This window comes from Paraburkholderia sp., from assembly GCF_026225065.1.
Classification (GTDB): domain Bacteria; phylum Pseudomonadota; class Gammaproteobacteria; order Burkholderiales; family Burkholderiaceae; genus Paraburkholderia.
Genome location: NZ_JAMFSB010000315.1, coordinates 1 through 10,502, shown reverse-complemented (window position 1 = coordinate 10,502; position 10,502 = coordinate 1). Strand labels below are relative to the sequence as shown.

Genomic DNA, 10,502 nt, shown 5'->3' with positions numbered 1-10,502 from the left:
CACAGCATGCCTGCGCCCGATAACGCCATGCTGCCCAGATGGATCATGTGCCATGCGGTCGCCTCGCCGCGTTCGGCGGAATACTGACACATTGGCGACACAACAATACGATTGGCAAGCGTCACGCCACGCAGCGTGAGCGGAGAGAAAAGCGCGCTCATGGATTACGCCTTTGGGATTGCGGAAGAGCGAATGAGGATAGCACCGTGCCCGATTCGCTGCTGGACAGCAGTACGTACACATCAGCCGCGGCACCCGATGCCCCGCCGCTATTGCGCTTGGCACTGCGTACGGTTTATGCCTTCTTCTCGACCTGATCGAGCCACTCGCCGAACATCCGGCGCGCGCCTTCTTCGAGGCGGGGACCCAACCGGGCGGTATCGGCACGCAGTTCGCGCACATCGATGCCTTCAGAGGCGATTTCCCCGGCATTGCCGATCAGCCACGGCTCAAAACGGTCGGCCCGGATTTCCGGGTGACATTGCAGGCCCAGCACATGTTCGCCCCAACTGAATGCCTGGTTTTCGCAGGCGGCTGTGGACGCAAGGTGCGTCGCCCCTGCTGGCAGGTCGAAAGTATCTCCGTGCCAATGGAGCATGGAGGTCAATGTGCCGTCCAGATGCCGAAGCGGCGAGGCGCGTCCGGCTTCCGTCAGCGTGAGCGGCGTCCAGCCGAGCTCAGTCTGGGGTGCCCGGTAGACCCGCGCACCGAGTGCACGCGCAATCAGTTGCGCGCCGAGGCAAATGCCGAGCGTCGGCAAACCCGCCACAATACGCTTTTCGATCATCGACAACAGCGGCGTGATTGTCGGATAACGCGCATCGTCGCTGGCGCTGATCGGGCCGCCGAGAATGACCATCAGCGAAGGCGCAGCGGGGTCCGGTGCCTCGATGCGGGCGAATCCGACATCGAGATAGCGCACAGGCCGGCTGCGCTCGCCCAGCACCAGCTCGAGACTGCCCAGATCTTCGAAGTGGACATGGCGAATAGCCAGAACTTCGTGATTCATCGGCACATCTCACCCTCAGTTTGACAAAAAATAAGCCGTCCGACGGCACAAAACCGGCCAGGCAGGCCGCGTGAGCGGCTGCCATGACCGGTTTCGCCTTCCAGCAGACCCCGCGTTACTGCGCGTAGATCTTCCAGATTTTCTTCTGGGTCGCGACGTCAGCGGTTTCGTGAACCGAGCAATCCAGACGCACGTCCGTATCCGACATGTTTAGGTCGAGCAACTTGCAATGATGCGGGGTCTTCTTCGCATTCTTGCTCGGCTCGAAGTGCGTACAGGTCAGACACATGCGGTGCGGCGGAATGTCGTCCTGCTCTTCGAGCTGACGAACCGTCTTCAGCAAGGTGCGGTAGAACAGCGCCTGCTCGTCATCGCGCAGCGTACCGACTGCCTTCGAGAGGAAGTCCGGCCATTGCGCGGCGCGCTTGGCCGCCGTGCGGCCACGAGCCGTCAGACGTACCGCGAGAGCGCGGCCGTCGTCGAGCGCACGGCGCTTTTCGACCAGTCCCTTGCTTTCCAAAGTGCTGACCGCATCGCTCGTGGTCGCGGCCGTCAAAGCCGTTTCACGTGCGATCTCGCCCAGGCGCATCGGACCCTTGCGTTGCATCAGCAACACCAGAATCTCGCCCTGGGTCGGCGTCAGTCCCGCGCCTTCGGCCCACTCCCATGCCTGGCTTCGCATGGCCGTGCTCAGTCGCAATAGGCTGTGGGTAACTCGCCCGGTTGCCTGCTCTCCGTATACGCCTTCGCTCATAATCTTTCGTTGGTTATTGACAGCATGCCGCTGTTTAGCTGGCCGTCGGGTGCCAAACACGCCGGCAGCCTGTGTGGGGGCAGCCTCGCCCGAACCACGGACGGACTGAATCAACTATCTCGAAAATGTACCGCCTGGCACGCCATTGCTGGCACACCCTACAACACTTTTTTGCTATCTCCAACACAGTCGCTTCCCTGAAACCGGTCAGCGACTCCACCATGCCGAAGCAGCGAAAACGACATTCTATGCGAGAGCGGCCAATCGTACAGCTAAGTTATTCACGCCGAGCTGTGGATAACCACTGAAAAAGGCCCGGGACTGCCTGTGCATCGATTCTTGACAAGCCTTTCGCCCCCTCCGCGCCCGCAAAGTTATCCGGACTTTACGCCCTGGATCCCCGTCCGAACCGCACAGTTATCATTAACGCATGACTTTGACTTTTCAGGGAATTATTCAGTTGTCCACAGGCCGGTGTCATGCTTGTTAACTACTACTACGTTTGTATACGTAAACTTTGGAAATCTCTAAGGAACACTTACTGGAATCAGAATCACGAAAAAAATTCGCAAAAAATTCTCCGTCTGCAGATTCCAGCCGGGCATCGCCAGACTATTCGCTTACGCGCGCCACTGCAAACACTGTTGCCGAACCGCCTCGTGCAACGATTTTTCATGCTCGAAGACCGTGCGTAACCAGGTTGCATCGTTGACCTGACCACGTGCGATCGAGGCGACTTCGGCCAGCGCTTTCCCCGAACCGAGCGCCTCGGCATGCGGGGCGATCCGATCGAGCGTCTCGAGAATGTCTTCTGAAATCGTCTTGCGCTCGCCAGTCTGCGGATCGATGCAGGTTCCCGCCAGTCCGAAGCGGCAGGCTTCGAAACGGTTGAATGTGTAGACGAGGTAATCGTCTTCCTTCGGCATCAGCGGTTTATCGAGCAGCAGATGACGCGCAAGGGTCTGGATGTAGCAGGCAATCGCCGCGGCCCGGTCGACCGACAGCGGGGTGTCCATCACCCGCACTTCGATGGTGCCAAAGCCCGGCTTCGGACGAATGTCCCAGTAAAAATCCTTCATGCTGTTTACGACACCCGTGTGAACCATCTTCGAAAAGTATTCTTCGAAGCTGTCCCACGTCAGCATGAACGGCGCGCGACCTGACAGCGGAAAAGCAAAAACCGAATTCAGACGCGCCGAATGAAAGCCCGTATCGACACCTTGCACGAACGGTGACGATGCAGAAAGCGCGATAAAGTGTGGAATAAAACGCGACATCGAGTGTAGGAGAAACAGTGCGCTGTCCGAATCCGGACAGCCGATGTGCACGTGCTGGCCGAACACCGTGAACTGCTTGGCGAGGTAGCCATACAACTCGGAAAGGTATTGAAAGCGAGGCGTGTCGACAATCTGCCGGTCGCTCCATTGCTGGAAAGCGTGGGTGCCGCCGCCGCACAAGCCGACGTTCAGATGATCGGCGGCGCCAACCAGCGTGTCGCGAATCGTGCGCAGATCGGCCAGTGCCTGCTCATGCGAGGTGCAGATGCCGGTCGAGAGTTCGATCATGCTTTCGGTGATCTCCGGCGTGATGTTGCCGGGGATTTTTTCATCCTTGATGAGCCGCAACAGATCGGAAGCGGCTTTGGTCAGATCATAGTCATGGGTGTTGACGATCTGCATCTCGAGTTCGATACCGAAGGTGAACGGTTGCGAATCGATGAAGCGTTCGAGTGACATGGCGTCCCCTGATTCAAGTCCGCAGGACAGGCTCAACCTGCCCCGCCGTTTCAATGTTCAATGTCGCATATGCATGCAGAAATGCGGCACGGCGGCGGGCTGGCCGCTTATTCTCGCCGCTCGCCCACCAGCGCAAGTGAGCGATACACGAGCCACGGTCCCACAATCTGTAGCACAACGATCGAACACATCATGATCGCGCGCAAACTGGGATCCAGATTCGGATAAAGGCTGTAGGTATCGTCGACCAGCAGATAGGCGAGCGCCGACATCGGCGAGAGCGAAAGTCCGAGCGCGACGCCCTGCTTCCAGTTCAATCCGCTCGGCTTCGCGAAGGCGAGCACGCCAACCAGTTTGCCAACGAGACGCGCAAGGATCAGTCCAAGTGCCGCGAGTCCACCAATGCCGATGTCTTTCCATTCGAATGACGTCAGCGTCAGCACAAACAGAATCACCGTCAGCAACCAGCCCGCCGTGCCGAAATGTTGCGGCCACAATTGCGGACGTGCCTCCATGTTCTTCACGATGATGCCGGCGGCGAGCAGACTGAGAATGGTCGACAGCTTGAACAGATGCGCGATCGCAATAGCCAGCAGCACTAGTCCGAACAATGCGACGAAAGAATGCTCGTCCTGCATGTTCATGCGGCGATAGAAAAAGATGCAGGTGCGCGCTAGCGCAAACGCGAGAACCAGCGAGCCGATTAGCAGATAAAGCGGCTGCAGGATCGTGGCGAATGCGTTGCCGTAGGTTTCCTGATGCAACCATCCCGACACGAGTTTTTCGATCACGACCGCGTACATGCTGTTGAGCGCAGTCAACGTCATCAAACGCTGCGTGACTTGCCCTTCTGCACGCAACTCTGTTTTCAGCTGGATCACCATCGCAGGCGAGGTAGCCATCGCGATCGCCGCGAGCACCAGTGCAACGATCAACTGGACATGAAGAAACAGCAGTACCGGCAACACCAGCACGAACGTCAGCGTCGATTCGGCGATGCTCGAAAGAATCAGCCAGGGATTGCGGCGGATCCAGCGCAAGTCGAGCCGGCTGCCGAGTTCGAACAGCAGGAGGCCGAGCGCGACATCGAGTAGGGGCCGGGCAGCTTTCGCCGAAACGGTATCGATCACGCCGAAGCCTGCGGCGCCCGCCACCAGACCAATCACCGCGTAACCGGAAATGCGTGGCAAGCGCCACGCGCGATAGCAGAGTTCGCCGCACAAACCGGCGGTGAGCAATGCGAGCCCTGCCCAGAAAATGGCATCAGGTGAGAGCGGCCAGCCGGGAAAGAATGAAAACGCCGACTTCATCTTGGTGGGTTCTCCTTTGTCGACGGTAGTTAGCGCTTCAGCGCCTACTACCGTTCCATGCAGTTTGATCGCGGTCGACCGGAGTTGACGCTTTAGTGCTTACTCAGGTCCCATGCAACATAGTTGGTTTGAGTAACGGCGCGCGACACGAACCGGCGGACACGCCGGCGACCCCATCAACACGCAATGCCTTCATCGCCGCGTGTGTTTTGTGCCGACCAGCGTTGCGAAATACAACGATTGGATGAAAGCGCGCCGTCGATCTGAATCAGAGTCCGATGGACTGGCACCGTTCCATTGGTGCGTCTGCCGTTTGACAGAGGGCGCGACGCGGAAAGAACGGCGATTGTGCCATAGCTTTTCTGGGTCTACGGAAACCACTCGAATTGCCGCCTGAAGCGGTAAAAATGAGCGTCTTTCGCAGAAGAACAAGAAAAAGCGACCGGTTTGGATTCTGCTCTGGCACGCAGGCGTTCGTCATGCCACCAATCTGCCGCGTCCGCACTTTCCGTTTTGCTGTGCCGCAAAAGTCTTTGCGATCCAGGTTTTTGTGTCGTCGATAAGCGTCGCCTCACGACGGTCTTTCTGTTTATTGGTTTACTCGTATGTATACGTAGTAGCAGTTAACAAGTCCGGGCCTTTTCTGTGGATAAGTCCGGTTTACCGAGTCGAATCAGCGCGTTGTCGAACGCACAACCCGCTGCACAGTATGTGTGGTTGAGGCCAGGAGCCGGGGGTAACTTTTCGCGTTTTTGGCGCGCGACCAAGTTACCCCGTTTACGTCCACACGCCGTCCACACCAGTTGCACCTGCATTCCGACAGGTTATCCACAGTTCGCCGTGGATAACTTTTCGTCTGCCTGGCTGCCTAGCGGGCTGTTCCCTGACGCAAGGCGCGTAATAGAAAGCGTGCGGGGTCGAGGTCTTCGGCGAGGTCGCGTTCGATGGGCCAGGGTTCACCTTCGATCTGCGAGGCGATCAACTCGGCGCCGAGGCCAGCCCAGACGAGGCCGCGGGAGCCGTAGGCGAACGCACCGTATAAGCCGTTTGCGCGCGGCAGGTCGAGCGGCCATGCGCCGCGTAGACGTTCGCGGTCCTGGATGGCGGCGGTTTCGTCGGCGAGCGCGCCGATCAGTGGCAAGCGGTCGCTCGCTACACAGCGAAACGCGACGCGCCCGGCTAACGACGCGGCGTGCTGCTGGTCAAAGGCGGCAGCGAAGGCAGGCAACATCTGCGCGAGACGTTGCAGATTTTCGATGTGGCCCGCTGCCTGCATGGAGCGTTCGGGATCGTCGATATCGTAGGTCGCCCCTGTGAGCGTGACGCCATCGGGCAACGGCACGGCATAACCTTCGCCGATTACGGGCAGCCCGGGCGACGGCACGCTGCCGGCGGGCAGCAAGGTCAATTGACCACGGACGCTTTGGGTGGGCGCGTACTGCAAGCTGGCGACGCGCGCGGCGTCATGTGCGTTTGCAAAGATCACGACCGGCGCACGTGCAAGCGCGTGTCCAGTTGCGTCGAGCACGCTCCATTGATCGCCCGAACGTTCGACACGCGCCGCGTCAACGCCAAAACGACGCTCAAGCAGTTCAGCCGCCGCCGCGCATTGAGCCGCGCAAAGGGTGACCGGATCGATCCAGCCTCCGTGCGGAAACAGCCACCCGCCGTGCGCAACCGGAAGCTTCGCAATCCTCTCTGCCTGCACGCGCTCGAGCGGCGTCACATACTCAGGCGGATAACCGAACGCAGCCAATGCCGCCGCCATCATGCTGGCTTCATCGTCGTTTGCGGCGAGTTGCAGCAGGCCTTCTGCGCCGCGTACCGGGCGATGTCCCGCTTGCGCGAGCATGGCCCAGCGTTGCAGCGCGTATAGAAAGCCGGCGCGTGTGATGCGCGAGGCGACGCTGTCGTCACGCGAGAGCATGGGATGAAATACGCCAGCGGGATTGCCCGAGGCATCGCGAGCGAACGCGTCGTGCCGTTCGAGTGAGGTCACCCGCCAGCCTCGCGCTGCGAGCCGCTCGATCAGCGCGCAGCCTGCGAGTCCCGCCCCGATCACAACCGCATGACGATCCACCACGGCGAGCGGTGCAGGCGGTTCGTGCCTTCGCACCCGCCAGCGTGGCGCGAAGCGGCCCATCAACATGGCGCGTTTCCAGCCGAAGCCCTCGACCTTGCGATATTCGAAACCAGTCTGCGTGAGCGCGCGTTTCACATCGCCCGAGCTGGTGTAGGTCGAAAACGTCGCGTCTTCGCCAGCGAGACGCGCAAGCGATTTGAAGATCGCCGGTGTCCACAATTCGGGATTTTTCGCCGGCGCAAAACCGTCCAGATAGAACGCGTCGGCGCGCAGCCAGAGCGTCGGCAGGGTGTCGACGGCGTCGCCGAATACCAGTGTCAGTGTGACGCGCCCCCCTTCGAATTCAAGCCGATGGGTGCCTGGAACCAGCATCGGCCACGCATCGGCGAGGCTCTGCGCGAGGCCCGTAATCGATGCGTCCGCAACCGTCGTGGCATACGCGCGCAACAGATCAGCCCGTGAAAAAGGGTGTTTTTCCGTCGAAACGAAATGAAGCCGTTCGCATCTTGCGGGGTCGGCGCGCCACGCGGCCCACGTCGTGAGGAAGTTGATGCCCATGCCGAAGCCCGTCTCGAGCACGGTGAAAATGCGTCGGCGCTGCCATCGTTCCGGCAGGCCGTTGCCTTGCAGGAAGACGTATTGCGCCTGGGCAAGACTGCCCACGGCGCTGTGATAGATGTCGTCGTGGCGAGGCGAGAACGGCGTGCCGTTGTCGCGAAACGCCAGGATGGCAGGGATCAGCGGATCGATCATGCGGTGTGAAGAACCTGCGAACGAGCGGGTCAAGCGTTGCCGGACGGGGCGCGCCGGCCATCGCGCAGCGAGTCGATAAAAGCCAGAAGCACGCCAGAAGCAGCTCAAAACCCAGCTGGAACGTTGGCAAAAACCAACGCCCAGCCTCATGTAAAGCCCTGGTTAGGCGGCCGTTTCGATTCCAGGAATAACAAAAATGGTAATTTCATGGCTGGCTGCGGCCAACCAGCCTGTATTTCTTCGAAACCCTTGTCCAGATTGGGTTTGCGCTGCGCTATCATAGCAAGCGCCGCGAAGGGAAGCGGCAGCACGGTCGTCATTGCGCAAGCAGCCCGTCGCGCTGTCCGGGCAGCGGCACAGCCGTAGCTGCTCGACGGCGCGGCCCGCGCACGTATAATCGGCGCGTTCGCGCTGTTCGTGTCAACCTAAACCAGAAAGGAACCTTAATGAACAAACAGGAACTGATCGACGCCGTCGCAGGTCAGACGGGCGCCAGCAAGGCTCAAACCGGCGAAACGCTGGACACGTTGCTCGAAGTGATCAAGAAGGCTGTGTCGAAGGGTGACGCGGTCCAGTTGATCGGTTTTGGTAGCTTCGGTTCGGGCAAGCGCGCAGCACGTACGGGACGTAACCCGAAGACCGGCGAGACCATCAAGATCCCGGCTGCCAAGACCGTCAAATTCACGGCTGGCAAGGCGTTCAAGGACTCGGTCAACAAGCGCTAAGCACATCGGTGCTCCGTTGTTGAAACCCGCCCCGGGCGGGTTTTTTTTCGTCTGAACGACGCGCAATCAGTGATGGTGATGGACGATTTCACCGTCGCCGTGGTCGTGATCATGATCTTCTTCGGCATCGAAATCCCATGCCGGGAACGGATCGTCAAATTGCAGCCATCCTTGCGACCCCAACGCGTATTCGTCGTCGTCTAACAGGCACGCATCGAACTTTGCGCTCCACACGGCCGGGTCGATACCAACACCGATCATCACTAGTTCCTGACGCCGGTCGCCGACGCTGAAGTCATTCGCGTCGCCGTGCCAATCGGCGGCGATTTCCGCGGCGAGCTCGTCGTCGCCGTCGGGCCATTCGCTGCGATCCTGGGCGGCCCACCACATCCCCGCTGGGCCATGGCGGCATGCGCCGCCCGCCTGCGAAAGCGAGCCGGCGATGTCGTTACGCGTGGCGAGCCAGAAGAAGCCCTTGCTGCGTAGCACGCCTTTCCATTCTTCATGCAGAAGTGCCCACAGACGCTCGGGATGAAACGGCCGGCGCGCGCGATAAACGAAATTGCCGATGCCGAATTCGTCCGCTTCGCCGTTGTGATCGTGCCCGTGCCCGTGCTCCAGCGATGCGAGCCAGCCGGGTGCGCTCGACGCTGCGTCGAAATCGAAGCGCTTCGTATCCAGCACTTCTTCGAGCGGCACCACACCAAAACGGCTCACCACCTGCGCGGCGCGCGGATTGATGCGCGCGAGAATCCGCTGCAAGCGCGTCAGATCGTCCGCACTGACGAGATCGACCTTGTTCACCACCAGTACGTCGCAGAACTCGATCTGTTCGATCAGCAACTCCACCAGCGTGCGGTCGTCTTCTTCACTGGCTGCAATGCCACGTTCGGCGAGCGCGTCGGCCGAGCTGTAATCGCGCAGGAAGTTGAAGGCGTCGACCACAGTCACCATGGTGTCCAGACGTGCGACGTCGGAGAGGGACGTGCCGTCATCGTCGACGAAGGTGAAGGTTTCGGCGATCGGCATCGGCTCGGCGATGCCGGTCGATTCGATCAGGATTGCGTCGAACCGCTGCTCGCCGGCAAGGCGCCGGATCTCGATCAACAAGTCGTCGCGCAGCGTGCAGCAGATGCAACCGTTGCTCATCTCGACCAGCTGTTCTTCGAGGTGCGAGAGCGCGGCGGCGTCGCGCACAAGCGTCGCGTCGATATTCACGGCGGCCAGATCGTTGACGATTACGGCCACGCGCAGACCGGCGCGGTTGGCGAGAATATGGTTCAGGAGCGTGGTCTTGCCGGCGCCCAGAAAACCGGAGAGCACGGTGACGGGCAGAGTCGGCTGGTTCATCGCAGTACGGAAACGGAGAGGTAAGGAGGCGTGCCGGGCACTTAAGCGCAGTCGCAGGGCCGACGGCAGCACGAAGCCGCATTGTGCATCAAACCTGCGCCGTTCGCGCAAACCCCGGGCAAGCCACCTCTCAGTGCGACGCCGCGATCAGGTTCCACTTACGCAGGATACCGACGATCTGCTGCGCATACTGATCGCGCAGCGACGGCGTTTCCGAATGGTAGGCGCCCACGGCTTGCCAGGTGTTGCCATACTTGTTCATCTGCTGGCGCAGATGCCAGGCGGCAATATAGACGTTCTTGCACGGCTCCATCAGCGTGTTGCTGGAGATGCCGTACAGGGCCAGTGTGGGGAGATGAACGGAGTTGATCTGCATCAGGCCGTAGTCGGTCGAGCCGTTGGCGTTCTTATGCAGCGCGTCGGGCCGGTTGTGCGACTCCTGCCAGGCGATTGCCCGCAAGATTAGCGGGTTGACCTTCTGATAACGGGCTGCCTCGTCGAAACAGTCGGCGTGCGCCTGCCCCGCTGCGAGCAGCGTGCCGAATACCGTAGCGACAGTTAGAAGGGTTCGTTTCATCGGTCAAGATGACTAAACATTTCACATAAGTAAGATGCGGTAAGGCATTTTGCTCGGGGTTAGCATGCACCTGTGCACGCCTGCAAACCCGCCAACACCGAGCCTGTGACGGACATCGGGGAAAACCCGCGTAGCCAAACCTGCGTCCGGCAGGATGATCGGCTCGTATGATACCGGCAGGCAGTCGAGCGTCAAGTCGACTAAT

At 60.2% G+C, this 10,502-nt stretch carries 9 protein-coding genes and 1 pseudogene; 1 reads left to right on the top strand and 9 read right to left on the bottom strand.

Going from position 1 to position 10,502, the window contains the following annotated elements; translation table 11 throughout:
• The 6 genes and pseudogenes from M0954_RS22460 to mnmC form a co-directional block, all read right to left on the bottom strand.
• A pseudogene (locus M0954_RS22460) lies at window positions 1–161 on the bottom strand (oxidoreductase); the annotation flags it as partial.
• Window positions 162–295: 134 nt separating this feature from the next.
• Window positions 296–1,009 (bottom strand): glutamine amidotransferase, encoded by a 714-nt coding sequence (locus tag M0954_RS22455; RefSeq protein WP_297355563.1) that lies wholly within the window; start codon window positions 1,007–1,009, stop codon window positions 296–298.
• 115 nt (window positions 1,010–1,124) lie between these two features.
• Window positions 1,125–1,763: a MarR family winged helix-turn-helix transcriptional regulator gene (locus tag M0954_RS22450; protein ID WP_122152953.1), complete on the bottom strand. Its 639-nt coding sequence runs from the start codon at window positions 1,761–1,763 to the stop codon at window positions 1,125–1,127.
• A 620-nt stretch (window positions 1,764–2,383) separates the two neighbouring features.
• Window positions 2,384–3,499, bottom strand: coding sequence for a YbdK family carboxylate-amine ligase (locus tag M0954_RS22445; RefSeq protein WP_122152954.1), 1,116 nt, complete (start codon window positions 3,497–3,499; stop codon window positions 2,384–2,386).
• A gap of 107 nt (window positions 3,500–3,606) precedes the next feature.
• On the bottom strand, window positions 3,607–4,809 hold the full coding sequence (locus tag M0954_RS22440) for a cation:proton antiporter (protein WP_123385104.1): 1,203 nt from the start codon (window positions 4,807–4,809) through the stop codon (window positions 3,607–3,609).
• Window positions 4,810–5,677: 868 nt separating this feature from the next.
• Entirely contained in the window at window positions 5,678–7,645 is a 1,968-nt protein-coding gene (gene mnmC, locus M0954_RS22435) for a bifunctional tRNA (5-methylaminomethyl-2-thiouridine)(34)-methyltransferase MnmD/FAD-dependent 5-carboxymethylaminomethyl-2-thiouridine(34) oxidoreductase MnmC (protein WP_297355561.1), read from the bottom strand.
• Window positions 7,646–8,091: 446 nt separating this feature from the next.
• Here mnmC and M0954_RS22430 point away from each other — a divergent pair, with 446 nt between their 5' ends.
• A complete protein-coding gene (locus M0954_RS22430; RefSeq protein ID WP_122152956.1) occupies window positions 8,092–8,370 on the top strand; it encodes an HU family DNA-binding protein in 279 nt (92 codons plus the stop codon).
• A gap of 66 nt (window positions 8,371–8,436) precedes the next feature.
• Here M0954_RS22430 and M0954_RS22425 read toward each other — a convergent pair whose 3' ends face one another.
• The 3 genes from M0954_RS22425 to M0954_RS22415 form a co-directional block, all read right to left on the bottom strand.
• Window positions 8,437–9,720: a GTP-binding protein gene (locus M0954_RS22425; RefSeq protein WP_122152957.1), complete on the bottom strand. Its 1,284-nt coding sequence runs from the start codon at window positions 9,718–9,720 to the stop codon at window positions 8,437–8,439.
• 130 nt (window positions 9,721–9,850) lie between these two features.
• Window positions 9,851–10,297: a lytic transglycosylase domain-containing protein gene (locus M0954_RS22420; protein ID WP_297355559.1), complete on the bottom strand. Its 447-nt coding sequence runs from the start codon at window positions 10,295–10,297 to the stop codon at window positions 9,851–9,853.
• A gap of 21 nt (window positions 10,298–10,318) precedes the next feature.
• Window positions 10,319–10,502: hypothetical protein (locus M0954_RS22415; RefSeq protein ID WP_297355557.1), on the bottom strand; the 184-nt coding region annotated here is incomplete at its 5' end.

Coding starts and splice junctions, on each gene's coding strand:
- M0954_RS22455 (WP_297355563.1), bottom strand. CDS start 1,009: ATGAATCACGAAGTTCTGGCTATTCGCCATGTCCACTTCGAAGATCTG.
- M0954_RS22450 (WP_122152953.1), bottom strand. CDS start 1,763: ATGAGCGAAGGCGTATACGGAGAGCAGGCAACCGGGCGAGTTACCCAC.
- M0954_RS22445 (WP_122152954.1), bottom strand. CDS start 3,499: ATGTCACTCGAACGCTTCATCGATTCGCAACCGTTCACCTTCGGTATC.
- M0954_RS22440 (WP_123385104.1), bottom strand. CDS start 4,809: ATGAAGTCGGCGTTTTCATTCTTTCCCGGCTGGCCGCTCTCACCTGAT.
- mnmC (WP_297355561.1), bottom strand. CDS start 7,645: ATGATCGATCCGCTGATCCCTGCCATCCTGGCGTTTCGCGACAACGGC.
- M0954_RS22430 (WP_122152956.1), top strand. CDS start 8,092: ATGAACAAACAGGAACTGATCGACGCCGTCGCAGGTCAGACGGGCGCC.
- M0954_RS22425 (WP_122152957.1), bottom strand. CDS start 9,720: ATGAACCAGCCGACTCTGCCCGTCACCGTGCTCTCCGGTTTTCTGGGC.
- M0954_RS22420 (WP_297355559.1), bottom strand. CDS start 10,297: ATGAAACGAACCCTTCTAACTGTCGCTACGGTATTCGGCACGCTGCTC.